The sequence below is a fragment of the Vibrio sp. B7 genome (genome assembly GCF_963888765.1).
Taxonomy (GTDB): domain Bacteria; phylum Pseudomonadota; class Gammaproteobacteria; order Enterobacterales; family Vibrionaceae; genus Vibrio; species Vibrio anguillarum.
Map to the genome: position 1 here is coordinate 121534 of NZ_CAWPKR010000003.1, position 26088 is coordinate 147621.

Annotated in this window: 21 protein-coding genes, 2 tRNA genes and 1 rRNA gene; 8 read left to right on the forward strand and 16 right to left on the reverse strand. The window is 44.7% G+C overall.

Annotated elements, in window-relative coordinates; all coding sequences use genetic code 11:
* Window positions 1–32 precede the first annotated feature (32 nt).
* Both tgt and queA read right to left on the reverse strand, forming a co-directional pair.
* Window positions 33–1163, reverse strand: a complete 1131-nt coding sequence (tgt, locus tag AACV32_RS02300) for a tRNA guanosine(34) transglycosylase Tgt (RefSeq protein ID WP_026027700.1) — start codon at window positions 1161–1163, stop codon at window positions 33–35.
* A 128-nt stretch (window positions 1164–1291) separates the two neighbouring features.
* On the reverse strand, window positions 1292–2344 hold the full coding sequence (gene queA, locus AACV32_RS02305) for a tRNA preQ1(34) S-adenosylmethionine ribosyltransferase-isomerase QueA (RefSeq protein ID WP_026027701.1): 1053 nt from the start codon (window positions 2342–2344) through the stop codon (window positions 1292–1294).
* Between the two features lie 228 nt (window positions 2345–2572).
* Between queA and AACV32_RS02310 the strand changes: the two genes are divergently transcribed.
* Window positions 2573–3019 (forward strand): CBS domain-containing protein, encoded by a 447-nt coding sequence (locus tag AACV32_RS02310; RefSeq protein ID WP_170894862.1) that lies wholly within the window; start codon window positions 2573–2575, stop codon window positions 3017–3019.
* 93 nt (window positions 3020–3112) lie between these two features.
* Here the strand turns inward: AACV32_RS02310 and aceA are convergent, their stop codons facing one another.
* The 3 genes from aceA to AACV32_RS02325 form a co-directional block, all read right to left on the reverse strand.
* On the reverse strand, window positions 3113–4423 hold the full coding sequence (gene aceA, locus AACV32_RS02315; protein ID WP_013857509.1) for an isocitrate lyase: 1311 nt from the start codon (window positions 4421–4423) through the stop codon (window positions 3113–3115).
* A gap of 135 nt (window positions 4424–4558) precedes the next feature.
* Complete coding sequence (aceB, locus tag AACV32_RS02320) at window positions 4559–6193, reverse strand: malate synthase A (RefSeq protein WP_026028092.1); 1635 nt, start codon at window positions 6191–6193, stop codon at window positions 4559–4561.
* Between the two features lie 591 nt (window positions 6194–6784).
* Window positions 6785–7687, reverse strand: coding sequence for a hydrogen peroxide-inducible genes activator (locus tag AACV32_RS02325; protein WP_013857512.1), 903 nt, complete (start codon window positions 7685–7687; stop codon window positions 6785–6787).
* A gap of 196 nt (window positions 7688–7883) precedes the next feature.
* Here AACV32_RS02325 and AACV32_RS02330 point away from each other — a divergent pair, with 196 nt between their 5' ends.
* Complete coding sequence (locus AACV32_RS02330; RefSeq protein ID WP_010320425.1) at window positions 7884–8495, forward strand: peroxiredoxin C; 612 nt, start codon at window positions 7884–7886, stop codon at window positions 8493–8495.
* 157 nt (window positions 8496–8652) lie between these two features.
* Window positions 8653–9489 (forward strand): copper homeostasis protein CutC, encoded by an 837-nt coding sequence (locus AACV32_RS02335; protein ID WP_170894863.1) that lies wholly within the window; start codon window positions 8653–8655, stop codon window positions 9487–9489.
* 66 nt (window positions 9490–9555) lie between these two features.
* Here AACV32_RS02335 and phoU read toward each other — a convergent pair whose 3' ends face one another.
* From phoU to AACV32_RS02355, 4 genes are read right to left on the reverse strand one after another with little or no spacing between them, the layout of a single operon-like run.
* Window positions 9556–10254 (reverse strand): phosphate signaling complex protein PhoU, encoded by a 699-nt coding sequence (gene phoU / locus AACV32_RS02340; protein WP_010320427.1) that lies wholly within the window; start codon window positions 10252–10254, stop codon window positions 9556–9558.
* 36 nt (window positions 10255–10290) lie between these two features.
* Window positions 10291–11109 (reverse strand): phosphate ABC transporter ATP-binding protein PstB, encoded by an 819-nt coding sequence (gene pstB / locus AACV32_RS02345; RefSeq protein ID WP_010320428.1) that lies wholly within the window; start codon window positions 11107–11109, stop codon window positions 10291–10293.
* Between the two features lie 2 nt (window positions 11110–11111).
* Window positions 11112–12758, reverse strand: coding sequence for a phosphate ABC transporter permease PstA (gene pstA, locus AACV32_RS02350; protein WP_013857516.1), 1647 nt, complete (start codon window positions 12756–12758; stop codon window positions 11112–11114).
* A gap of 23 nt (window positions 12759–12781) precedes the next feature.
* Window positions 12782–14983: an ABC transporter permease subunit gene (locus AACV32_RS02355; RefSeq protein WP_170894864.1), complete on the reverse strand. Its 2202-nt coding sequence runs from the start codon at window positions 14981–14983 to the stop codon at window positions 12782–12784.
* A 249-nt stretch (window positions 14984–15232) separates the two neighbouring features.
* Here AACV32_RS02355 and ppk1 point away from each other — a divergent pair, with 249 nt between their 5' ends.
* Together ppk1 and ppx are read left to right on the forward strand one after the other, a co-directional pair.
* Complete coding sequence (ppk1, locus tag AACV32_RS02360; protein WP_170894865.1) at window positions 15233–17332, forward strand: polyphosphate kinase 1; 2100 nt, start codon at window positions 15233–15235, stop codon at window positions 17330–17332.
* Window positions 17313–18818 (forward strand): exopolyphosphatase, encoded by a 1506-nt coding sequence (ppx, locus tag AACV32_RS02365; protein WP_064624530.1) that lies wholly within the window; start codon window positions 17313–17315, stop codon window positions 18816–18818. The genes ppk1 and ppx overlap by 20 nt, the downstream gene beginning before the upstream one ends.
* A 41-nt stretch (window positions 18819–18859) precedes the next feature.
* Here ppx and AACV32_RS02370 read toward each other — a convergent pair whose 3' ends face one another.
* From AACV32_RS02370 to phoB, 3 genes are read right to left on the reverse strand one after another with little or no spacing between them, the layout of a single operon-like run.
* Window positions 18860–19819: a PstS family phosphate ABC transporter substrate-binding protein gene (locus tag AACV32_RS02370; RefSeq protein WP_170894866.1), complete on the reverse strand. Its 960-nt coding sequence runs from the start codon at window positions 19817–19819 to the stop codon at window positions 18860–18862.
* Complete coding sequence (gene phoR, locus AACV32_RS02375; RefSeq protein WP_170894867.1) at window positions 19816–21117, reverse strand: phosphate regulon sensor histidine kinase PhoR; 1302 nt, start codon at window positions 21115–21117, stop codon at window positions 19816–19818. The genes AACV32_RS02370 and phoR overlap by 4 nt, the downstream gene beginning before the upstream one ends.
* A gap of 20 nt (window positions 21118–21137) precedes the next feature.
* Window positions 21138–21827, reverse strand: coding sequence for a phosphate regulon transcriptional regulator PhoB (phoB, locus tag AACV32_RS02380; protein WP_013857522.1), 690 nt, complete (start codon window positions 21825–21827; stop codon window positions 21138–21140).
* 190 nt (window positions 21828–22017) lie between these two features.
* Here phoB and rdgC point away from each other — a divergent pair, with 190 nt between their 5' ends.
* The 3 genes from rdgC to AACV32_RS02395 all read left to right on the forward strand — a co-directional run bounded on the left by rdgC (window position 22018) and on the right by AACV32_RS02395 (window position 24752).
* The gene (gene rdgC / locus AACV32_RS02385; RefSeq protein WP_047689059.1) at window positions 22018–22932 is read left to right on the forward strand and encodes a recombination-associated protein RdgC; all 915 of its coding nucleotides are present in this window, start codon (window positions 22018–22020) and stop codon (window positions 22930–22932) included.
* 162 nt (window positions 22933–23094) lie between these two features.
* Window positions 23095–24495 carry a prephenate-dependent tRNA uridine(34) hydroxylase TrhP gene (trhP, locus tag AACV32_RS02390; RefSeq protein WP_047689061.1) on the forward strand — a complete coding sequence of 467 codons (1401 nt, stop codon included), beginning with the start codon at window positions 23095–23097 and terminating at the stop codon, window positions 24493–24495.
* 2 nt (window positions 24496–24497) lie between these two features.
* Window positions 24498–24752: a YfhL family 4Fe-4S dicluster ferredoxin gene (locus AACV32_RS02395; RefSeq protein WP_013857525.1), complete on the forward strand. Its 255-nt coding sequence runs from the start codon at window positions 24498–24500 to the stop codon at window positions 24750–24752.
* Window positions 24753–24791: 39 nt separating this feature from the next.
* Here the strand turns inward: AACV32_RS02395 and nfsA are convergent, their stop codons facing one another.
* The 4 genes from nfsA to rrf form a co-directional block, all read right to left on the reverse strand.
* On the reverse strand, window positions 24792–25514 hold the full coding sequence (gene nfsA / locus AACV32_RS02400; RefSeq protein ID WP_017042132.1) for an oxygen-insensitive NADPH nitroreductase: 723 nt from the start codon (window positions 25512–25514) through the stop codon (window positions 24792–24794).
* Window positions 25515–25725: 211 nt separating this feature from the next.
* Window positions 25726–25802 (reverse strand) — tRNA-Trp (locus AACV32_RS02405).
* A 60-nt stretch (window positions 25803–25862) separates the two neighbouring features.
* Window positions 25863–25939 (reverse strand) — tRNA-Asp (locus AACV32_RS02410).
* A gap of 29 nt (window positions 25940–25968) precedes the next feature.
* Window positions 25969–26084 (reverse strand): 5S ribosomal RNA (gene rrf, locus AACV32_RS02415).
* Window positions 26085–26088 lie beyond the last annotated feature (4 nt).

Consider the following 26088-nt stretch of genomic DNA (forward strand, 5'->3'; position numbering starts at 1 on the left):
CTTCACAAATCAAGCAAAACGCAGCAAAACCGTTATTGGCCCATTGGTGGAACTTCACGATTGCGACGAGCATAAAACTCCTCAACAAACGCGTCGAAGCGATCTTCTTCAATCGCTAAACGAATGCTTGCCATCAGGCGTTGGTAATAACGTAAGTTATGAATAGTATTTAAACGCGCACCCAGAATTTCGTTACAACGATCCAGATGGTGTAAATACGACTTCGAATAATTTTTGCAAGTGTAACAGTCACAATGCGGATCCAGCGCAGTTGTATCGGTTTTATGTACTGCATTACGGATCTTGATCACACCACCCGTCACAAATAGATGGCCATTACGTGCATTTCGCGTTGGCATCACACAGTCAAACATATCGATACCGCGACGTACCCCTTCTACTAAGTCTTCAGGTTTACCGACACCCATCAGGTAGCGTGGTTTGTCTTCTGGCAATTGTGGACAGGTGTGCTCAAGTACACGGTGCATGTCTTCTTTAGGTTCACCCACCGCTAAGCCACCAACCGCGTAGCCATCAAATCCGATCTCGGTTAAGCCTTTCACGGAAACATCACGCAAATCTTCGTAAACACTGCCTTGCACGATACCAAATAGCGAGTTGGTGTTCTCTAATTTGTCGAAATGGTCACGTGAACGCTGCGCCCAGCGTAAAGACATCTCCATTGATTTTTTCGCTTCGTCGTGCGTCGCAGGGTACGGCGTACACTCATCGAAAATCATCACAATGTCAGAGCCCAGATCTTTTTGAATTTCCATCGACTTTTCTGCGTCCATGAAAATCTTGTCACCATTGACTGGGTTACGAAAATGCACCCCTTCTTCTGTGATTTTGCGAATATCACCCAAGCTAAACACTTGGAAACCACCTGAATCGGTGAGGATCGGGCCTTGCCAATTCATAAAATCATGCAAGTCGCCGTGCATTTTCATCACTTCTTGGCCAGGGCGCAGCCACAGGTGAAAAGTATTACCGAGCAAAATTTCTGCGCCCGTCTCTTTTACTTCTTCCGGTGTCATGCCCTTTACTGTGCCGTAAGTACCTACAGGCATGAATGCCGGTGTTTGCACAGTGCCACGTTCAAAGGTTAATTGCCCACGGCGAGCATTTCCGTTTTTCTTTTTAAGTTCGTATGTTAACTTCACGAAGCCTCCAATGTCAGAGAAACAGTCTGACGTATCATGATTAGGTGCAAGCACCCCTCTAGAGCGGTCGCCAATTCCTAGCGAAAAACGAAGCGGAGCTTCTTCTCCTAGCGTAATGCTAGCACTCGTTAATTGGTGTTCTTGGTGATAAACATCGCATCACCATAACTAAAGAAACGATATTGATGTTTCACGGCATGCGCGTACGCGGCCATAGTATGCTCATAACCAGCAAAAGCGCTGACGAGCATAATCAGTGTCGACTCTGGTAAGTGGAAGTTAGTGATTAAGCAATCCACCAACTGATACTCATAACCAGGGAAGATGAAAATTTCAGTGTCACCGAAAAAAGGAACCAGCTCAGTGCCCTTTTTAAGCGCATCTTGCGCGGCACTTTCCAGTGAGCGCACCGACGTAGTTCCAACAGCGATCACTCGGCCACCACGCGCTTTCGTCGCGTTGACGGCATCGACTACCTCTTGTGGCACTTCAACATATTCTGCATGCATATGGTGATCGTGAATATTGTCGACTCGTACTGGCTGGAAGGTTCCAGCGCCAACATGCAAGGTTACGTAAGCAAATTCGACGCCTTTCGCTTTGATTTGCTCAAGCAGAGCCTCATCGAAATGCAAACCGGCGGTCGGTGCAGCGACAGCTCCCGGTTTTTGGTTGTATACGGTTTGATAACGCTCTTTATCAGCATCTTCATCAGGGCGGTCAATGTAAGGCGGCAACGGCATATGGCCAATCTCGTTTAAGATCTCCAGTACCGTCTTTGACGCTGTAAAACGAATCTCGAACAGCGCGTCATGGCGAGCCACCATATGTGCATGATATTCGTCATGCTCACCTAAATACAACTCACTGCCCGGTTTTGGCGGCTTAGATGAGCGAACATGAGCTAAAATCGTCTGTTCATCCAACATTCGTTCGACCAATACTTCCAGTTTGCCGCCTGAAGCTTTGCGCCCAAACATGCGAGCCGGGATGACACGTGTATTGTTAAAAACCAATAAATCGCCGGGCTGAACTCGGTCAAGAACGTCTTTAAATGAGCCATCCGCCAGTTCACCGCTGTTACCGTCTAATTGCAGTAAGCGACTCGCCGTACGTTCAGCCGTTGGGTAACGAGCAATCAGCTCATCGGGAAGTTCAAAGTGAAAGTCTGAAACTTGCATAGTTCTTATCTTGTTCGTTTTGAGTGGATGACGTAATTTTTTTAAGCGCCGTAGTATATACGCAAACTGCTTCGCTCGTCAGACCCAGTTCTAAATTTAATGTAATTAAACATGAAAATGGCACTCAATCTTTACGCATCAATCAAAGTAAAAATAGCGGGAGCTCTCAGATATTTTGCGCAGAAAAAACTATAGTTGAATCAGGTCAATAATAAAAAGGAGCTCGTTATGATCAAAATAGAAGACATGATGACTCGCAACCCCCATACCCTGTTGCGTACACACACGTTAGCCGATGCTAAGCACACTATGGAAGCGTTGGATATTCGCCACATCCCTATCGTCGATCCACACAAAAAACTGCTCGGTATCATTACTCATCGAGATATTCTTGCCGCGCAAGAGTCGAGCTTAAAAAACATCCCTGAAGATCAATCATATACACTGACAACGCCGTTATATGAGGTGATGCATACTGAAATCATGACGGTTGACCCGCGAGCGGGGTTAAGAGAGAGTGCTATCTACATGCAAAAACATAAAGTAGGCTGCTTACCCGTTGTAGATAAAGGCCAACTAGTGGGCATTATTACTGACACGGACTTTATTGGGGTAGCTGTTACCTTACTTGAGCTACAAGAAGAGAGTGAACCGGACGAAGTCGATATTGAATAACGCTCACTCCCTAATATAAGTGCCTCACATAAAAAAGAGCGGCTTACGCCGCTCAAAGGTGTTACACAGATAATGATTGGGAAGTATAGCTAATTAAAATTGGTCTTCTTCGGTAGAGCCCGTTAACGCGGTCACGGAAGAGCTGCCACCTTGGATGGTATTGGTCATCCGGTCAAAGTAACCCGTTCCCACCTCTTGTTGGTGTGCAACAAAGGTATAACCTCTTGATGCTGCTTCAAACTCTGGACGCTGAACTTTCTCAACGTAATGACGCATACCTTCGCCTTGCGCGTAAGCATGTGCTAACTCAAACATGTTGTACCACATGTTATGAATGCCCGCTAAGGTGATGAATTGATATTTGTACCCCATGTCCGACAACTCTTGCTGGAAACGAGCAATGGTGTCTGCATCCAAGTTTTTCTCCCAGTTGAAAGAGGGAGAACAGTTATAAGCCAGCAGTTGATCTGGGTATTGCGCTAGAATTGCTTCGGCAAATTGGCGGGCTTCATCCAAATCAGGCTTAGCGGTTTCACACCACACGAGGTCAGCATACGGCGCGTAAGCGAGGCCGCGTGAAATCGCTTGCTCAATCCCAGCATTCACGCGATAGAAACCTTCTTGAGTACGCTCACCTTGGATAAAATCACGATCGTATGCGTCGCAATCCGAGGTCAGTAGATCCGCCGCGTTTGCATCAGTACGAGCAATGACCAAAGTGGTTGTCCCTGATACGTCAGCGGCCAAACGTGCCGCAATCAATTTTTGAACCGCTTCTTGAGTCGGAACCAGAACCTTGCCGCCCATGTGTCCGCATTTTTTTACTGACGCCAACTGATCTTCAAAGTGCACACCGGCCGCCCCTGCTTCAATCATCGACTTCATCAACTCGTAAGCATTGAGTACGCCACCAAAACCGGCTTCAGCATCAGCAACAATCGGTAAGAAGTAATCAATACCACCTTCATCTTCCGGTGATTTTCCGGCCGCCCACTGAATTTGATCGGCACGACGAAACGAGTTGTTGATGCGCTTGACCACCGATGGAACAGAATCGACTGGATAGAGCGATTGGTCTGGGTACATGGTGGAAGCGGTGTTGTTGTCTGCCGCTACTTGCCAGCCGGAGAGATAAATCGCCTCAATTCCCGCTTTGGCTTGTTGTACCGCTTGACCACCTGTCAATGCACCCAAACAGTTCACATAACCTTTTTTGGCACTGCCGTTAACCAGTGACCACAATTTATCAGCGCCACGTTGGGCCAAGGTGTTGGCTGGAGTGATTGAACCGCGCAGGTCAACCACTTCAGCAGCAGTATAAGTACGCTTTACATTTTTCCAGCGTGGGTTGGTTGCCCAATCTTTTTCTAGAGCTTCGATTTGTTGGCGGCGAGTTAATGTCATGGTCTATCCCTCTTATTTTGATGCGCAAGCGCACTGTCATCCTTTTCTCAGCAGTACGACCTATTCTGCTTTTGAAAACAGCTTCACGTTATTGGTTGTCAGTAATTGGTTATTAGTTATTGGTTTTAAATCTCATCAATCTAGGTAGTCATAACCCGGAACGGTGAGAAAATGAGTCAGCTCATCGCTGGTAGTTAAGCGAGCCATCAATTGTGCCGCTTCGCTAAATCGTCCTTGTGCAAATCGCTGCGTGCCGATTTCCTGTTTCACGACTTCAATTTCTTGCGCAAGATACTGCTCAAAAAGCGCTTTGGTAACAATCTGACCATTATCCAAGGCTTTTCCATGCTTGATCCATTGCCATATTGACGCTCGAGAAATCTCTGCGGTCGCCGCATCTTCCATCAAACCATAAATGGGGACACAGCCATTGCCGGAGATCCATGCTTCGATGTACTGAAGTGCAACTCGAATATTATGACGCATGCCCTGCTCGGTACGTTCCCCTTCACATGGGGTCAACAGCTCATTGGCATGAATCGGCGCATCAGACAGACGCGTAACATCTAATTGGTTACAACGCTCGCCCAGTACTTGGTCAAAGACCGCTTTTGCCGTATCCGCTAAACCGGGATGGGCAACCCAAGTACCGTCATGACCATTATTGGCTTCAAGTAATTTATCGTGATGAATTTTATCGAGAACCAACTGATTTTCTTGGGGATCTTTAGCTGGAATGAACGCGGCCATACCGCCCATCGCAAATGCGCCACGCTTATGACAGGTATAGATCAGCAAGCGTGAATAAGCGTTAAGAAACGGCTTTTCCATTGTGACAACTTGGCGATCTGGTAGCACCCGATCCGGATAATTTTTCAATGTCTTGATATAACTGAAAATGTAATCCCAGCGGCCACAATTTAAGCCGACAATGTGTTCTTTAAGCGAGAACAATATTTCGTCCATCTCGAACACGGCGGGTAAGGTTTCAATCAATACGGTGGCTTTAATGGTGCCAGTTTCTAACCCAAAATACTCTTCGGTAAAATGGAAAACGTCACTCCACCACTTTGCTTCTTGATAGGCCTGAAGTTTTGGAAGATAAAAATAAGGGCCACTGCCTTTTTTAAGCAATGATTTATAGTTGTTGTAAAAGTAGAGTGCAAAATCAAACAGCGAACCCGGAATACTTTGCCCTGCATATTTAACATGCTTTTCTTTAAGGTGCAGACCGCGTACCCGACAAATGAGCACCGCTGGGTTATCTTTAAGCTGGTAGCACTTACCATTGTCAGGATTGGTATAGCTAATGGTTCCTTCAATGGCATCACGCAAATTGACTTGCCCATCCAGCACTTTATCCCATGCTGGTGACATCGAATCCTCAAAATCCGCCATGAACACTTTGACGTTAGCATTCAATGCATTGATCACCATTTTTCGGTCGGTTGGCCCCGTAATCTCCACTCGACGATCTTGTAAATCGTGTGGGATACCGAGAATTTTCCAGCTTCCTTCGCGAATATCTTGCGTATCCTTGAGAAAATCCGGCAGTTCTCCGTTATCAATACGTGTTTGTCGCTCTTCTCGTGCATCCAGCAGCGAATCAACACGGCTTGCAAATTTAGCACACAGAGTGGACAAGAAGATTTGGGCTTCTGAAGGGAAAATAGCTTGGTGATGTGGGCCAACGGCACCAACAACCTCAAGCTTGGCTTCGTGGTGTTCTTTGCTGAGTGCTAACTCTGTTTCTGGGGTCTGTGCAAACATAACGCTCTTCCTTAAAACCATTCCAACTACATTTGTAATTTAAAAACCACAAATTCAAATGCTCATTTTTTGCTATCCACTGACTTATCTCTACCGACACTTTCTCTCAGTCAATCCAATATTTCAAGCCTAACCAAGCTAGACATAAGTCTTACAAAACCTTATTAAACCTTACATCAACTCATCATTCAGCAAAAGAGACAAAGTTAATGAAAGGTTAAAAACAAAGTTTTATCCCGTTTCAAACCTATGTTTGATTTCCTTGTTAAATATGAAAGTTATTACGTTATTTAATTACAAAATTAAAAAGGCAGATTTTAGTTTTAAACAGACGTTCGAAATGATGTGAGACGCAGTAAGGCTTGAATTTACGACTAACCGAGCGAGACAGATGGCTTCTTTTTAAACGCAAGAGAAAATAGGATGTGTAAAATTGTGGCTGTAAAGATTTTTGATTTTATGAAAACTTCATCAAGAATTGTTTGTAAAATTTTACAAGTTTAAAAACACTAACAGAATAAAAAACTGAAAAAAGCCACATTAAAAGTGACTTTTTGATTTTTTAGGCAAAGGAAAGAGTAAGACTAATCGCTAAAGTAAACCAGAAACCACATCCGCTAACTGCTTAAAAGTGTGAGTTCGCGATGAACTTGGCCGCCAAACTAAACCAATCTCTCGATACGCTTGCTGACCAGGAGGCTCGATGACCACTAAATTTTGGTTTTCAACTAAGCCATGATTGATTGCCATTTGTGGAATGAAAGTCGTCCCTAAACCATTGGCGACCATCTGCACTAAGGTATGTAAACTGGTTGCGGTAAATGGATTAATTTTCTCTTTGGCGGTTAACTTGCAAGCCGACACAGCATGATCCGTTAAACAATGCACATTTTCGAGCAAAAACACCGATTCATCAGGCAGGTCAGCATACTTGATTGGCACACGGATGCTATCCATTTGATGACGGCTGATCACCATTTTGAATGGATCAATCCCCACGACTCGGCTCTCCATTTTGCCGATATCGACAGGCAAAGCCAAAATCAACACATCAAGCTCTCCATGACGCAGTGCAGCCAAAAGGTTCGTCGTCGTATCTTCTCGTAATAATAAGTTCAACTTCGGAAAGCGGACATTCACTTCTTGCACTAAATCACACAGTAAAAATGGAGCAATGGTTGGAATACAACCCAGCTTAAGCTGACCTTGCATCTCATCGCCTTGGCAAACCTTGCCGAGTTCCACTAAATCTTGTCCTTTGGCAAGTAACTCTCTTCCTTGGCTAACAACCAGCTCTCCCGCTTGAGTAAACACTAACGGAGCTTTCTTATCCTTTTCATAAAGCGGGCAGCCTATTAATTCCTCTAAATTTTGGATCCCTTTACTTAGGGTAGATTGACTAACAAAACAACGTTCAGCGGCATCACTAAAGTGCCGTGTTTCGTAGAGTGTTACTAAATAGTGCAACTGCTTCAAACTGGGCCATTTATTCATCGTTCTACTACTATCTTGTTTGAGTACCGTTTCTGATTCCGTCATTAGAGCTCATCGCTTTTTTCGATGAGACTAATCTATTTATTTCGCTTTTTACTATCCTACAATCTGTACTATAGTTTGTCTCGTTCAAAAACGGACTGGACCAGTGCTCATCACTGGTTTGGAACTAAACCTTATTCTTAGGAGCAAAAAAATGGTACTAGTTGGTCGTAAAGCCCCTGATTTTACTGCAGCAGCTGTTCTTGGTAACGGTGAAATCGTTGATAGCTTCAACTTCGCAGAATTTACTAAAGGTAAGAAAGCGGTTGTTTTCTTCTACCCACTAGACTTCACTTTCGTTTGCCCATCAGAGCTTATCGCTTTTGACAAACGCTTCGAAGATTTCCAAGCGAAAGGCGTTGAAGTAATCGGTGTATCTATCGATTCTCAATTCTCTCACAACGCATGGCGTAATACCGCTATCGAAAACGGTGGCATTGGCCAAGTAAAATACCCGCTAATCGCTGACGTGAAGCACGAAATCTGTAAAGCGTACGATGTCGAGCACCCAGAAGCAGGCGTTGCTTTCCGTGGTTCTTTCCTCATCGACGAAGATGGTCTTGTACGTCACCAAGTTGTGAACGACCTACCACTAGGCCGTAACATCGACGAAATGCTACGTATGGTTGATGCGCTTAACTTCCACCAAAAGAATGGTGAAGTGTGCCCAGCACAGTGGGAAGAAGGCAAAGCCGGTATGGATGCATCTCCAAAAGGTGTTGCAGCATTCCTAGCTGAGCACTCAGACGACCTAGGCAAGAAATAATTCTCCTTAGCCCGCGCTCAACTCGGGTCAATGGTTGGACATATAATAAAGCGTAAAACGCATCGCCAATCAGTTAAGAAGTAAAGTCCTTATCCAAGCCCAAAGCTAACGCTTTGGGCTTTTTCGTTGGCATTCATTTAGCGAAAATGAGGCAGCATTGGTTGGTAAACTTTACCCCTATTTCTTACCTCAATCACACAGACGTCACTACTCTAACTTGCTAACATTAACCAAATTTTTCCAGCAGGATTTTGCTATGAATATTCAAGTTGAAGTGTGTATTGATAATATTGAATCGCTACACAACGCCATTAAAGGCGGGGCTACTCGCATTGAATTGTGTTCGTCGCTCGCATTAGGTGGACTGACGCCCAGCTTTGGTTTAATGAAAAAGGCCGCACAAATATCGAGCGTTCCTGTTTACGCGATGATTCGTCCGCGTCAAGGCGACTTTCTTTATGATCAGGATGATCTCGATTCGATGTTGATCGATATCGAGATGGCAAAACAGGCGGGACTAGACGGCATCGTCTTTGGTATTTTGAATCCGAATCGCACCATCAACCTTGAAGCAAGCTTACTGATGATGCAAGCCGCGCAAGGGTTGGGTACCACTTTCCACCGTGCGATTGATCAATGCCACAGCTATGAACAAGCGATTGAAGACATTGCAAAATTAGGGTGTGAGCGTGTACTTACTTCAGGGTTAGCGCCAGATGCCTATGCAGGACGAGCCGTAATTGCACACATGGTGAAACTGGCGAATGGTCGATTATCTATTATGGCTGGGGCTGGCTTAAACGCATCAAACGTGACTGACATTATCCGTAAAACGGGCATCACTGAAGTGCATTTGTCCGGCAAAACCACGCGTGCAAGTAGCATGGATATGATCGCCAATGCGGTGAAAATGGGCCAAGAGTCTGTCGATGACACCCTCATCCCAATTACCGATCCGGCTAAAATCCAAGAGGTATTGCGCCAGCTTTCTTAACTTCGGCGACCGTTATGTCTTGATGTAAGGTGAATAACTTTCCTTCACCTTACTTTATCTAAAAGGCTATTTGAGGATGTCATCAATCGATTGTTTACCTAAGTGGCGCACATCCTTACCTTTGACAAAATAGATGATGTATTCGCAGATATTCTGGCAGCGATCGCCCACGCGTTCGATGGCTCGTGCAGACCACATGACTTGTAATATATGTGGAATATTTTTAGGGTCTTCCATCATATAGGTCATCAGTTGGCGTATCACGGCTTCGTATTCGGCATCCAGCTTGTCATCCAAGCGGTACACTTCAGCAGCAGATTCAAGATCCATCCGCGCAAAAGCGTCTAGCACTTGGTGCAACATTGCAATGGCTTGTCGGCATAAAGGTTCAAGAGAAACTCGAAATTTGCTCTCTTTAGGTGAAGGGCTTTCGATAGTGACGTAGGCAATTTTGGTGGCAACATCACCAATTCGTTCAAGGTCGGTAATGGTTTTGATGATCGCCATGATCAAGCGTAGATCCTTGGCTGTCGGTTGTCGCTTAGCGATAATACGCGTGCAAGCCTCATCAATAGAAACTTCCATCGCATTCACTTTGTGATCATCCCGAACGACTTTTCTGGCCAGATCGGCATCATCTTTATGCAATGCTTGCATCGCAAAAGAGAGTTGTTGCTCTACCAGCCCGCCCATCGTCAATACATGAGTGCGAATCGATTCAAGTTCAACATTGAACTGTCCTGAAATGTGGCGACCTAGATGCATCATCGTTCCTTTTGAATATCGCTATTGACGAAAGTATTAACCATATCGACCAGTAATATAGTCTTCCGTCTGTTTTTTCAATGGGGAGGTGAAAATAGAGTCAGTATCCGCATACTCAATCAATTTTCCCATATGGATAAAAGCCGTATGATCGCTCACTCTTGCCGCTTGTTGCATGTTATGCGTCACAATCACCACTGTGTATTTGGTTTTTAGATCGTTAATCAACTCTTCGATGGTCAAAGTAGAAATAGGATCTAACGCGGACGTTGGCTCATCAAGCAACAGCACCTCTGGCTCAATAGCAATCGCTCTGGCGATCACTAAGCGTTGCTGCTGCCCACCCGAAAGGCCAAATGCATTTTCATGTAAGCGATGCTTCACTTCATCCCATAACGCAGCGGCTCTTAAAGCTCGCTCAACGGAGTCATCTAAAGTACGGCTATTTTTAATTCCTTGTAGACGAAGCCCATACACCACGTTTTCATAAATGGATTTCGGAAATGGGTTGGGTCGTTGGAATACCATCCCCACTCGGCGGCGCAACGTGGCAACATCCACATCTGGGTGATAGACGTTTCTACCATGAAGTTTGACTTCACCTTCAACTCGACACCCTTCGACCAGATCGTTCATCCGGTTAATACAGCGCAGTAAGGTTGACTTACCACAACCGGAAGGGCCGATAAACGCCGTTACTTGTCCTTTGGGAATACGCATTGAGATATGGCTCAGCGCACAAGTCTGTTTATAGAACAGATTCAGATCTTCAATCGCAATCGCCGTTTGTTGATCGCTCAGATTATTGACATCTAACGGGGCGTGATAACCCAAAGTTTGATTGATGGAAAACATAATTAATCTTGCCCTAACGTTCGATATTTCTCACGCAAGTTATTGCGGATACTGATGGCCGTTAAATTCAGTGCCACAATCACTGTCACCAATAAAAATGAAGTGGCGTACACCAGTGGCCTAGCCGCTTCGATGTTGGTCGTTTGGAAACCAACATCGTAAATATGAAAACCTAAGTGCATGAATTTTCGCTCAAGATGTACAAAGGGAAATTCGCCATCCACAGGCAAACTTGACGCCAGTTTGACCACACCCACCAGCATCAAAGGGGCAACCTCACCCGCGGCTCGCGCAATGGCGAGAATAAGCCCAGTAATGATCGCAGGGCTTGCCATCGGCAATACTATGCGCCAAATCGTCTCAAAATGAGTAGCGCCCAATGCTAACGAGCCATGGCGTACTGCGCTGGGAATCCGTGTTAACCCTTCTTCCGTCGTCACAATCACTACGGGTAGAGTTAACACCGCTAATGTGAGCGCCGACCACAGTAAGCCAGGCGTGCCAAAAGTGGGGGCCGGTAACCTTTCGCTATAGAGTAGCGTATCAATCGATGAGCCTATGGTGTAAACAAAAAAACCAAGCCCAAACACCCCATAAACAATCGATGGCACACCAGCAAGGTTGATAACTGCAACTCGAATGATACGAGTAAACAGATTCTCTTTTGCGTATTCGTGCAGATAAATAGCCGCTACAACACCAAGTGGCATGACAATAATCGACATCAACAACACCAACAGCACTGTACCAAAGATGGCTGGAAATACGCCGCCTTCAGAGTTCGATTCTCGGGGATCTTCTGATAGGAAGAGCCACACCTGCTTTCCCCACTGGACCAATTTTTGCCCCAAAGTCATATCATTGGGATACCAAATATCGAGAATTTGGCTAAGTGGAATCGCCACTCGTTGCCCACTCATCTCTTCAACAATCAACGACGGCCCATTCATTTGCTGGCGCAGCGCATCTAACTTTTGTTCGGCAATAGCTAATTGGCTATCCAAATCCTGCTTTTTATGAAAATAGTGCTCTAAATAGGTTCGTTCTAGCTTTCCATTAAGTTCTTTACGACGCTTCTCTAAACGTAATTTTTCGGCGGCAAAGCCAATGACTCGGATCTCTTGGTCAATCACATCGTCAATTTGCTCTCTCAATAACGCGACATCCTGCATTCCTGCAGCGAGCATGGTCTGAACATCCGAACTCTCGCTTCCATCGGTTTGCACATAAACAATCGGCTTGCCATAAAACTGTCCGTTACTCTTACGTTCTATTACCGCCCACCCGCTAGGCATTTGTTTATCCGACAGTTTAACATCCAGTATCGAGACAAAGTCCGCATGATTTCGCTCTCGGTTAGCGACTTTGATACTGAGCCGCTTCACTTCCCCAGCATCCAGTATGGCTTTGGGCCATGTAATATCTAACGCTCTTAAGTGTGTTAATGGCACATTTTCCTCAGAGTAGAGCTGACCAACCAGTGCTTGCCCCTCTTGAGTTTGCCATTGATAAAGTGGCGTCGGCCAAAAATAGGTTAATCCTTTCCAACCAATAAACAGGAGCAAGCCCAATACCGAAATCAGGCTGATGCTGACAGCACCGCCTGTTAACCATATCCAAGGTGAACCTGATTGAAACCACTTAAACATTTGTGATGATTTTTCCCAATTGATTACAAAGCGCGATATTTGGCACGCAACCTTTGTCTGACCCATTCAGCAATCGAGTTCACACAAAAGGTGAACATGAGTAGCAATAGTGCCGCTAAAAAAAGCAACCGGTAATGGGAGTTTCCCACTTCCGACTCTGGTAACTCAACCGCAATCGTTGCCGATAAGGTGCGCATCCCTTCTAAAATATTCCAATCTAAAATGGGTGTATTACCCGTCGCCATAAGAACGATCATTGTTTCTCCGACGGCTCGCCCCAACCCCATCATGATCGCCGAGAATATGCCAGGACTTGCCGTTAACAACACGACTTTGGTTAATGTCTGCCAAGGTGTTGCGCCTAATGCTAATGACCCATCAGAAAGATGTTTAGGTACGGAAAAGATCGCATCTTCCGCAATAGTGAAAATGGTTGGAATGACGGCAAAGCCCATCGCAAAACCAACCACCAGCGCATTACGCTGATCAAAATCGATGCCGTTTTGCGCGAGATAAATCTGAATATCGCCATCAAATAGCCAAACTTCAATTTGGCTGCTATACGAAAAGATAACCACTGCACTAACGACTAATACGGGGATTAGTATCAATGCGTGCCACCCATTTGAAAAATTTCGCACCCATGCTCTCGGTAACAGGTGCCAACCTAGCCCAACGAGTAACATCACAATGGGTAAAAATAGCAGCAGCGCTCCGACCGCCGCGAGATGGCTTTCAATTAATGGTGCAAACCACAACCCCGCTAAAAAACCAATAATGACGGTTGGTAACGCTTCCATCAATTCAATCGACGGCTTCACCACTCGGCGCATTCTCGGTGACATAAAATAAGCCGTGTAAATCGCGCCAAACACCGCAATCGGTATTGCAAATAACATTGCGTATGCTGCGGCCTTAAGAGTGCCAAAGGCTATCGGTACTAGGCTAAACTTAGGCTCAAATTCATCGTTCGCTGACGTCGATTGCCACACATATTGAGGCTCTGGATAACTTTCGTACCACACTTTTTGCCACAATGATGAGAGTGATATTTCAGGATAATCATTATCCACTTTTGCCACGCTGATCTTCTGCTCGCTTAACGTAGCGAGATAAAGCTCATTATTGGACATGGCGGCCAATTGAGGGGCTTTGTTGTACATCCTCTCAAACAACACCAGTTTTTCACTGGTCGTATAGTGACTTTGGATTGTGCCATTAGGGTAGAAACTGTAAAAACCTTTGCGATAAGTATCCGGCAGTAACAGCGTCACCTGCGGCGCTAATTTAAACTTACGAATCTGAGTCAGTTGACGTTCTTCATTTTGCAGCACATCAAACCATTGTGACACTAAGCCGTTACGGTGAGTCACCAGTAGCGAATAAGCACCGGACAATAAGTTGATTTGTGTCACGGCTCGATCGGAATTACCTTGGCTTAAATCAACCACTTCTCGCACGAAATAACCTTGACGACTCTTAACGGCAACAACCAATTCGGACCCAGAGCGAAGGTAAAGCGTTTTACCATCTGGCGTAAAAAGCAATTGGTCCAAAGAAGGAAATGAGCCTTGAAACACAAAGCGCTGAATTGGCTCAACGTTATCACTCGTTAAGGTTTGTACTATCACCTCATCATTATCGAGATAAGAAGCAAAGAAAAGTGCCTCATCAGTAACGGCGAAGGCAAACTGGCGTAACGTTTGCGTTTTATGAGTCAGCCGAAATGTAGAAGGTAAACTGACGCGCTCAAGATAAGGAGAAAACTGGCGACCTTCCACGCTATGCAGATAACTGAATTTAGGGCGAGCAATAAAGACCTCTCCCGCCGCATTGCTAGCGGCAAACCACCCATCCAGCGGGGTAGCTTGGCTAAAAAGATCAACGCGAATAGGGAGACTATCCGACCACAATGCGTGTTCCGTTTTGCCGTCCAAGGGCCAAAAGTTCATGCTGCCGTCAAGGTCAACAACAAAGGCATTCTCGCCGTATTCATCTATGGCCAAAAATTGAGGATTGGAAGTGGTTATACTCACTTGCGCCACGTTCCTTTCAATTTTTGCGCTACCAAAAAGAGGGAAAACAACCATCGCAAGATAGACAAAAATCAGCACTAAAGCGCCAAGTACACTCACGCCACCAAAACTCACTGCAAGGCGAACCAAACGGTCTTTTATCAACCGTTTTCTGTCACGTTCCTTCAATGAAAATTCACTTGGTGCCATTGCTCTCTCTACCCTTTTTCCTGTCTGCGTATAATATGTAATTTTCGTGACAAGTATATTACAACTCGCAATAAACGACTGAAAATAAAACAACTATACTCAACTTGCCTGCTTGAAATAAAAATGTCACATAAAAGGCATAGTTTGCATAATCATCAATACCCGAATTGATTGCTGTGCAGAATCGCACAATCAGCACACAGAGGGTGAGTCAGTAAAAAACGTCAATTGAGTTAAAAGGTAACATGAATGAGTACGGACAAGTTGTATATCGACAAGGAATTGAGCTGGCTTTCGTTTAATGAACGCGTATTGCAAGAAGCCGCAGATAAAACCGTGCCTTTAATCGAGAGAATACGGTTTTTAGGTATTTTTTCTAACAATCTGGATGAGTTCTATAAAGTTCGCTTTTCCGATGTAAAACGGCAAATTTTGATCAACCGAGAACGTGGTGGTAACGATACTACCAAGCATTTGCTGACACGAATGCAAAGTAAGGCGTTCAAACTCAACCAAGATTTCGACAATCTCTATAATGAGCTTATTTTAGAAATGGCACGTCGCCGTATCTTCTTGGTTAATGAAACGCAGTTGGATGAGACTCAGAAAAAATGGATCACTAAGTATTTCCATAAAGAAGTGCGCCCGCATATTACACCGCTACTCATGACTGACGACATTGATGTCATGCAATTTTTGAAAGATGAATACGCCTATATTGCCGTTGATCTCAAACACAATGACCGCAGCCAATATGCGCTGATTGAAATCCCGACAGACCACCTACCGCGCTTTGTCATGGTGCCGGAGCAAAAGGGCAAACGCCGCAAAACCATCATCTTATTGGACAACATCATTCGCCACTGCCTCGATGAGATTTTCCGCGGATTTTTTGACTATGAAGAGCTCACGGGGTACGCGATGAAAATGACACGTGATGCGGAATATGACTTGCGACGGGAAGTCGAATACAGTTTGTTAGAACAGATGTCAGAAGGGTTGAATCAACGCTTAAGTGCTATGCCCGTACGCTTTGTTTATGAACGAGAAATGCCGACAAAAATGCTTAAATTTTTGTGCGAAAAACTCAAAATATCGCACTATGATAGCCTTCTTCCTGGTGGTCGTTACCATAACTTTAAAGATTTTATTGGGTTCCCAAACGTGGGGCGTGACTATTTAGAAAACAAGCCGCTACCACCGATGCAATGTGCTGACTTTGAAGGTTTTGCCAATGCATTTGATGCGATTCGCGCTCAGGATATTCTACTTCACTACCCTTACCACTCATTTGAACACATTACCGAGTTGGTAAGACAAGCGTCGTTTGATCCCAAAGTGATCAGCATCAAAATCAATATTTATCGAGTTGCCAAAGATTCTCGCTTAATGAACTCGCTCGTCGATGCAGTACACAATGGCAAACGAGTGGTGGTAGTGGTTGAGTTACAAGCACGGTTTGATGAAGAAGCCAACATTGAATGGTCACGTATTTTGACCGAAGCGGGGGTCCAAGTAATTTTCGGGGCTCCCGGATTAAAAATTCACTCTAAATTGCTGCTCATTAGCCGCAAAGAACAGGACAACATCGTTCGCTACGCACACATAGGCACAGGCAACTTCCATGAAAAAACCGCCCGTATCTATACGGACTTTTCACTCCTGACCGCCGACAATGAAATTGCTACCGAAGTACGAAACGTGTTTGGCTATATTGAAAACCCTTACCGCCCAGTTAAATTTAGCCATCTCATTGTGTCGCCAAGAAACTCTCGTATTCAGCTTTATCGATTAATCGACAGTGAAATCGCCAATGTGAAACTTGGTAAAAAAGCCGCAATCACTTTAAAGTTAAATAACTTAGTGGATAAAGGGTTGATCAATAAACTGTATGGCGCAAGCAGCGCGGGCGTACAAATTAAGATGATCGTCCGGGGCATGTGTTCGCTAGTTCCGGGAATTGAGGGTGTGAGTGACAATATCAAAATCATCAGCATCGTTGATCGCTTTTTGGAACACCCCCGTGTCATTATTACGCACAATGATGGCAACCCGCTGGTGTATATCTCCTCTGCCGACTGGATGACGCGCAATATCGATCATCGTATCGAAGTAACGACACCAATTCGTGACCCACGTTTGAAACAGCGTATGATTGACATTATTAATTTACAATTTACCGATACAGTGAAAGCGCGCTGGATAGACAAAGAGATGAGCAATAATTATGTAGAACGTGGTAACCGTAAAAAAGTGCGTTCACAATTTGCCATCTACGACTATCTTAAGAATGTAGAAAGACAGACCAGAAAGAGCAAAGAACCCTTACATGACAATCAACCCAACTAATACTATTCGCGATATTGCAGCCATCGATTTAGGCTCTAACAGCTTTCATATGGTGGTGGCCAAAGTCGTCGATCAAGATCTGCAACTGGTGAGCCGCCATAAGCAACGTGTACGCTTGGCGGCTGGGTTAGATGAACAAAAAAATTTGGATGCCGATGCCATAGAGCGAGGACTTGAATGCTTAGCGATGTTTGCCGAGCGGTTGCAAGGTTTCGAACCTGAAAACGTGCGCATCGCGGCCACGCATACGCTGCGTCAAGCCAATAATGCTCATACATTCTTGCAACGAGCCAAACAGGTACTGCCTTTCCCTATTGAAATCATTCCCGGAGCTGAGGAAGCACGCTTAATTTATTTAGGCGTGGCACATACTCAACCTCAAGCAGCGTCTATGTTAGTGGTGGATATCGGTGGCGGCAGTACCGAGATGGTGATTGGCCAAGGGTTTGATCCAGACCTAATCAACAGCAAGCAAATGGGATGCGTCAGCTATACCGACCGTTACTTCGCTGATGGTAGGCTTTCAAGCAGAAACTTCGCTCATGCGATATTAGCCGCCGAGCAAAAAATCGAATCTATTGCGGCGAAATATCGCAAAAAAGGGTGGGAAGTCGCCTTCGGCTCGTCAGGAACCATCAAAGCCATTCACGAAGTACTGATTGATTTGGGCTTTGATGATGGCATCATCACGCTTGAGCGAGTCAATAAACTCATCGAAAAACTCTGTGAATGGCAAAGTATTGATGAGATCGAACTCAGCGCGTTGACTGACGATAGAAAACCCGTTTTTGCTGCGGGAGTTGCCATTTTAAGCGCGGTTTTAAAATCGCTGCGTGTGAAAGAGATGCATTTTTCTGATGGTGCATTACGAGAAGGTTTGCTTTATGAGATGGAAGATCGGTTCAAGTATTCCGATATCCGTTTACGCACCACTGAAAACCTCGCGATGAAGCATCTAGTCGACTTAGAGCATGCCGCTAAAGTCAAAGGCCATGCAAAAGAGTTTCTACAGAATGTGACCCCAGAGCTAGGATTGAAAAAAGGTAGCGAACTGTTTGATCTTTTGGAATGGGGAGCGTTATTGCATGAGGTGGGATTGAGCATTAACTTACAAGGCTTTCACCGACACTCTGCTTATATTCTGCGTCACACCAACATGCCCGGTTTTAACAGCGAGCAACAGCAAGTGCTATCGACCTTAGCGCGCTTTCAACGCAAATCCCTCAAACTGCAAGAAATGAATGATTTCACCTTGTTTAAGAAAAAGCACATTATTGGCCTCATCCGCGTGTTGCGTTTAGCGATTGTTGTCAATAGCCAACGTAATGATGATCCTCTTCCTGAGCTGACGCTCAGCGCAAAAGATGATGAGTGGAAACTAGAATGTGAAGATGCCAATTGGTTAGAAAATAATAAATTATTACATGCGGATCTGATGTGCGAACAACAGTATTGGCGAAGTGTCGGTTGGCAGCTCAATGTTTAATTTGAATTGGGTTTGATTAAAAATAGCGAGCGAACAGCTCGTTATTTTATGCCCACTTTAGCTAGTTCTTGCTGAGCAAACTCGGCACTGACAGGCACATAACCATCTTTCCCAACGATCGCTTGTCCTTGCTTAGAAAAAATGAAACGGATAAATTCGCGCTGCATGGGTGGCAGATCCTGATTAGGATGTTTATTCACATACACATACAAATAGCGAGATAACGGATAAGCACCTGATAGAATATTTTCATAACTTGCGGCAATAAACTGATCGCCTTGTTTGGCTATCGGAATCAATTTCACACCAGAAACCTGATAACCAACACCAGAATAACCGATAGTATTGATCGATGAGGCAACCGATTGTACAACCGATGCCGATCCCGGCTGCTCGTTTACTCCCTTTTTGAAATCGCCACCACACAGTGCGTTTTGTTTGAAATAGCCATAGGTTCCCGACACCGAATTTCGGCCAAACAGTTGAATTCCTCGCTTAGCCCAATCCTCATAAACGCCCAATTGCGCCCAAGTATTGGTCGGTTGTGTAGCACCGCAGCGCAACGTAGATGAGAAAATACTATCTAATTGAGTAAAATTAAGCCCTTTGATTGAATTATCTCGATGTACAAAAATACCAATGGCATCTATCGCAACCCGCAATGCCGTCGGCTTATAACCGTGAGCGCGTTCAAATGCTTCAATCTCACGACCACGCATCGGTCGACTCATTGGGCCAAATTGCGCCGTTCCTTCAGTTAAAGCAGGAGGCGCTGTGGAAGAACCTGAGGCTTGTACTTGAGCATTGATATTTGGGTAGATCGTCTTAAACTCTTCAACCCAGAGCGTCGTCATTCCTGCCTGAGTGTCTGACCCCACAGAAAGTAAACTACCTGCAACACCGTTAGTTTTTGAGTAATCCACGAGCGGCTGAGCGATCACGGCGTTCGTGGTAACCAGCAAGTAAAAATAGAGAAAGGCTGTAAATATGCGATGTATCATGACAGCACAACCAAACGTTTAGGCAAAATAAAAGAGAATTTGCTGCCAACCCCCACTTCACTGTGAATCTGCAAATGCGTGTCATGATGTGACAATGCATGCTTAACAATCGCGAGCCCAAGCCCACTTCCTCCAGTATCTCGCGAACGTGCTTTATCGACACGATAAAAACGTTCCGTTAAACGATGTAAATGCTGTGGCTCAATCCCTTCCCCTTTATCCACCACGTCTAAACAAGCACCTTGCGCGTTCTGATACCAACGCACATTAATTTCCGCCCCCGGAGGCGTATATTTGACGGCGTTATAAACAAGGTTTGATATAGCACTGCGCAGCTGATCTTCATCGGCCAATACTTTAAGTCGCTTATCGACATCAAAATACAGTCGGTGATGATGATCGCCGCTTAAACTGATCGCTTCTTTTTCAAGTACTTCCAACATAGCCGGAACATCAACCACTTCATCCAGCTCATGCATAGGCGCCGCTTCAATTTTTGACAACGTCAGCAGTTGATTGACTAAACTGTTCATACGGTTTAACTGCTCAGTCATCACTCCATGTGCCTTAGGCCACATCGGCCCTACCAGCATGTCAGGGTCTTCTGTCATCTCAAGATACCCTTGCAACACCGTCATCGGCGTTCTCAGTTCATGAGAAACGTTAGCAAAGAAATTTCGGCGCATGCCTTCTAACTGTTTCAACTGAGTGACATCACGCACAACCATCAAATGCTCACCTTCGGTGTAAGGCACAATACGCAGCTCTAACATGCGCTCAACATTAAGTGGAGAGCGCATTTCAAGTGGTTCTGTGAAATCATCTTTTTGCAGATATTTGATAAAATCAGGGGCGCGCAATAAATTTGAGATAGGTTGACCTGCATCATCTGGCCAGCGAAAACCGAGCAGGTGTTGTGCAAGTCGGTTACACCAAACAATGTTCCCTTCGTCACGGAACACCACCACCGCATCGGGTAGCGACTCAGCCCCGTTACGAAAGCGGCGGATCAAATTGGTCAGTTCTTTGCGTTTTTTACGTTGGCGTTGCTGTAAACGATAAATCCCATTAAACAGGTATTCCCAATTTCCAGTCCCGGAAGGCGGCGTTAAACGTTTTTCATCCCACAACCAAGCCGACAAACGCATTTGGTTATGCAAATGCCAAATCAGTTGCAACGCCGTAGCCGCTAGCAGCAGCCAAGCCATATGGCCAAAGATCCAGCCAACGATAATCCAAGGAGAGTAAAAAAAAACCAGCTCCCAAGCCAGCCTTTTCCACGTTAAACGTTCAACCATTTCGTACCTTAATTAATCCTTTATGTTCTGGATGAAAAGCGATAACCGGCACCACGTACTGTTTGAATTAATTTATCGTGGCCAGCCTCTTCTAACGCTTTTCTCAGACGGCGTATATGAACATCGACAGTGCGGTCTTCAACATAAACGTTGGTACCCCACACATTGTTCAATAACTGCTCACGGCTATAGACGCGTTCTTGGTGCGTCATAAAGAAGTGTAGCATTTTGAATTCCGTCGGCCCCATCTCTAAGGCATTATCATTAGCCGTTACTCGATGAGAGACAGGATCTAACTTCAATCCTTGCACGTCGATCACATCTTCCAGTGCTGTCGGTGTGACGCGCCGGATAACCGCTTTCAAACGAGCAACCAACTCTTTAGGCGAAAAAGGTTTGGTTATGTAATCATCCGCACCCACTTCAAGGCCGCGAACTTTATCTTCTTCTTCACCACGGGCGGTTAACATCACAACAGGAATGTTGCGTGTTAATTCTTCACGCTTCATATGCTTAATAAAGTTGATACCACTCCCGCCGGGCAACATCCAATCTAATAACACAAGATCGGGAAAGGGTTCAGCCAGTTTACTCACCGCCGTGTCGTAATCTTCCGCTTCAACAGCTTGATAACCTTTTTGCTCAAGCACGAAACACAACATTTCGCGAATGGGTGCTTCGTCTTCAACAACCAGAATCCTTCTAGACATTTGAATAACCTTTCTATGTAATCAACGCTATGCATTATGGGAAACAATTATGACACTTTTGTGACCTTTGCAAACAATTTTTCATATAAGTTTCTTATCAAGTTCATGATTATATTTTGAAATTGATTTAAGACTTTAGCTTTCAAATCCCCTATCATGTTGCGTCTTCTAATTAAGTAAGAGAAAGAATATGTGGTTTAAAAACTGTATGGTTTATCGTGTTAATCGCGATGTAGAATTCAACGCCGATCAGCTCGAAAAACAACTGGCCGAATTTCGTTTTACGCCATGCGGCAGCCAAGATAAGCAAAAATTTGGTTGGGTTAACGCAATGGGTAAACACGGCGACATGATGACCCACGTTTCTGAAGACCGTATTCTGATCTGCGCGAAAAAAGAAGAAAAGATGTTACCTGCTTCGGTCATTAAAGATTCTTTGAATGCCAAAGTTGAAGCGATGGAAGTGGAAGAAGGGCGACCTCTCAAGAAAAAGGAGAAGGAAAGCCTCAAGGAAGATATTGTCATCGATCTCCTACCTAGAGCATTTAGCCGCAGCAATCTCACCTTTGTGCTTATCCTACCCAAGCAAGGCTTCATTTTAGTCGATGCCGCAAGCTACAAAAAAGCTGAAGACGTTTTGGCGCTGCTACGCAAAACCATGGGTAGCCTACCCGTAGTACCTGCGATCCCAGAACAAGCGGTAGAAACAACACTTACTCAGTGGGTTAAAAGTGGCGAACTACCACAAGGGTTTAGCTTGTTGGATGAAGCTGAATTAAAGTCGTTATTAGAAGATGGCGCAGTGATCCGCTGTAAGAAACAAGAACTGACAAGCGATGAGATCTTAAGCCATATTGAAGCCAATAAAGTTGTCACTAAACTGGCATTGAACTGGCAAGATCGCCTGAGCTTTATTCTGGCTGAAGATTGTAGCATTAAGCGTTTGGCATTTAGCGATGAGCTCAAAGAACAAAATGAAGATATTCCACGAGAAGAGCAAGCGGCTCGCTTTGATGCCGATTTCTCATTAATGTGTGGTGAAATGTCAGCATTTTTGCCTAACTTATTTGACGTTCTCGGCGGCCTTCCTCACCCGAACGCTTAACAAAAACATCATGCAAAAGCCCAATACCCTTAAAAGTGTTGGGCTTTTTTGTATCGCTTACGATCCCTACTAGGCATAAGGTTATTTTTAACGTAAAATTTGCGCCCCTCCAATACCATCAGGTGGTATTGGCCTGACTTGAGATCAGATTAGAGAAAAACAATGAGCACACATACCCCTTTTGTCCCCGAGCTACTATCACCGGCGGGCAGTCTAAAAAACATGCGTTATGCGTTTGCTTACGGTGCAGATGCCGTTTATGCCGGCCAACCTCGTTATAGCCTTCGTGTACGCAACAACGAATTTAACCATGAAAACCTGCAAATCGGTATCGATGAAGCACATGCTTTGGGTAAAAAATTGTACGTGGTTTGTAATATTCAACCCCACAACTCAAAACTTAAGACATTCATCCGAGATCTAAAGCCTGTGGTTGAAATGGGACCAGATGCGCTCATTATGTCTGACCCTGGGCTTATCATGATGGTTCGTGAAGCATTTCCTGAAATGCCTATTCACCTTTCAGTTCAAGCCAATGCTGTTAACTGGGCAACAGTTAAGTTCTGGGCATCCCAAGGCGTTGAACGAGTGATTCTATCACGCGAACTTTCGTTGGAAGAAATTGAAGAAATTCGTGAGCAATGTCCAACGACCGAACTCGAAATTTTTGTTCATGGCGCATTATGCATGGCTTATTCAGGTCGCTGTCTATTGTCTGGCTACATTAATAAACGTGATCCAAACCAAGGAACATGCACTAATGCATGTCGTTGGGAATACAAAGTTGAATCAGCCAAAGAAGACGAAACCGGTCAAATTGTCGAGAAATTTGATCCAGCAGCAGTTCAAACTATCGAGATACAAGAAGAGCGCCCTGATAATACACTTGGTTTAGGCAAACCGATTGATGATGTGGTTTTGCTTTCAGAAAGCCATCGTCCAGAAGAGAAGATGGCCGCTTTTGAAGACGAACATGGCACCTACATTATGAACTCAAAAGATCTACGAGCCGTACAGCATGTAGAACGATTGACGAAAATGGGCGTGCATTCATTAAAAATAGAAGGTCGTACTAAATCTTTCTATTATTGCGCTCGCACAGCTCAAGTGTATCGCAAAGCAATTGATGACGCAGTTTCAGGTAAACCATTTGATGAAAGCCTGATGGGCACTTTAGAAAGCCTTGCACACCGTGGCTATACCGAAGGTTTCTTGCGACGCCATACACACGATACTTATCAAAACTATGACTATGGCTATTCAGTCTCAGATTCACAGCAATTTGTTGGTGAATTTACGGGTAAACGTCGTGGTGAAATGGCTGAAGTTGAAGTTAAAAACAAGTTTATCTTAGGTGATAGTTTAGAGCTGATGACCCCAAAAGGGAATGTTGTCTTCAGACTTGAAGCAATGGAAAACCGCAAAGGTGAAACTGTTGATGACGCAAAAGGAAACGGTCACTTTGTTTATATCCCGGTTCCTGAAGAGTTGGATTTAAACTTTGCTCTGTTAATGCGTAACTTGAATGCTGGCCAAGATACTCGTAATCCCGTAGGCAAGTAGTTATGGCATTATTGATCACCAGTAAATGCATTAACTGTGATATGTGTGATCCGGAATGTCCAAATGGCGCGATCTCTATGGGCAACCGGATCTATGAAATTGATCCTAATCTATGTACTGAATGCAAAGGACATTACGACAAGCCCACCTGTCAATCCGTATGTCCGATAACAAACTGCATCATTACCGATCCAGAACACATAGAAACTGAACATCAACTACTTGAAAAATTCGTCGTTATTCAAGGTTTAGCCTAATCATTGTAAAAGAGCCCAATCGTTAAGATTGGGCTCTTTTTATCGGTGTGCTAAGCCTTTACTGTTGAGATAGTTCAACATATGAGGTCGAGATTCTTGTGCTAATTTAGCCGTTACCTCTGTAGACCAAGCCGCTTGCTTAGTATTGGAAGAACGCGTCTGATAATAAGCCCTCATCGTCTCATCATATTGCTCTATTTCAGCATAACTCAAAGCATGGTAGGTATTCTCATGAACAATTACCTCAGGAGATAAACGAGGTTTTAGTTGTGGATTCTGAGCCGGATACCCCAAACACATACCAAATAACACTGCGCAATATGGAGGAAGCTCTAATAACTCATCCACTTCTTTAGGTGAATTTCTTAAGCCGCCAATATAAACACCACCCAATCCCATCGATTCTGCCGCCAATAAACAGTTTTGTGCCATGATCCCAGCGTCTACAGCGCCAATCAAAGTGAGTTCAATCAGCCCTGGTTTTACCTCAGGATTAATGGCGTAATGACGTTGGTAGTCAATGCAGAACACTAAAAACTCAGCAGCGCTTGCAACATAAGCTTGGTTGCCCGCCAGTATAGCCAACTGCTCGCGTTTATCTTTATCCGTAACACGAATGATTGAATTAACCTGTAATAGGCTCGATGATGATGCCGCAATACCAGCAGAAATAATTGTACTCAGCTGATCTGGAGTTATCTTCTGATCGGTAAAAGATCGGATAGAACGATGTGCAAGAATAGTTTCAATGACTGGATTCATCTTATATTTTTCCCTACGAGGATATTGCCACTATCTTAGCAAGCATTACCTACTGACGCCGTAAAAATGCAAACTTAAAATTAGCACAGAAAAGATCGGTTTAATGCAGTATGGAGGCGATACTTTTATTGAAGAACAGGAATGTCCTAAAAAATAATAAGGAGATGAAAAATAGTAAAAAGCCTCAGCATTTCTGCGGAGGCTTGATAGATGGCAGGGGTGGAGAGATTCGAACTCCCAACACGCGGATTTGGAATCCGCTGCTCTGCCAGTTGGAGCTACACCCCTAAATAATTTATGCTTCTCATTGAAGAAAACCTCAACATGACTGCTGAGGCTCTTAATAAGTGGCGGAGCGGACGGGACTCGAACCCGCGACCCCCGGCGTGACAGGCCGGTATTCTAACCAACTGAACTACCGCTCCGCAGCGTGTCTGGTTAGACAATATTCAAAGCCTGGCGATGTCCTACTCTCACATGGGGAGACCCCACACTACCATCGGCGCTGTTGTGTTTCACTTCTGAGTTCGGCATGGAGTCAGGTGGGTCCACAACGCTATGGTCGCCAAGCAAA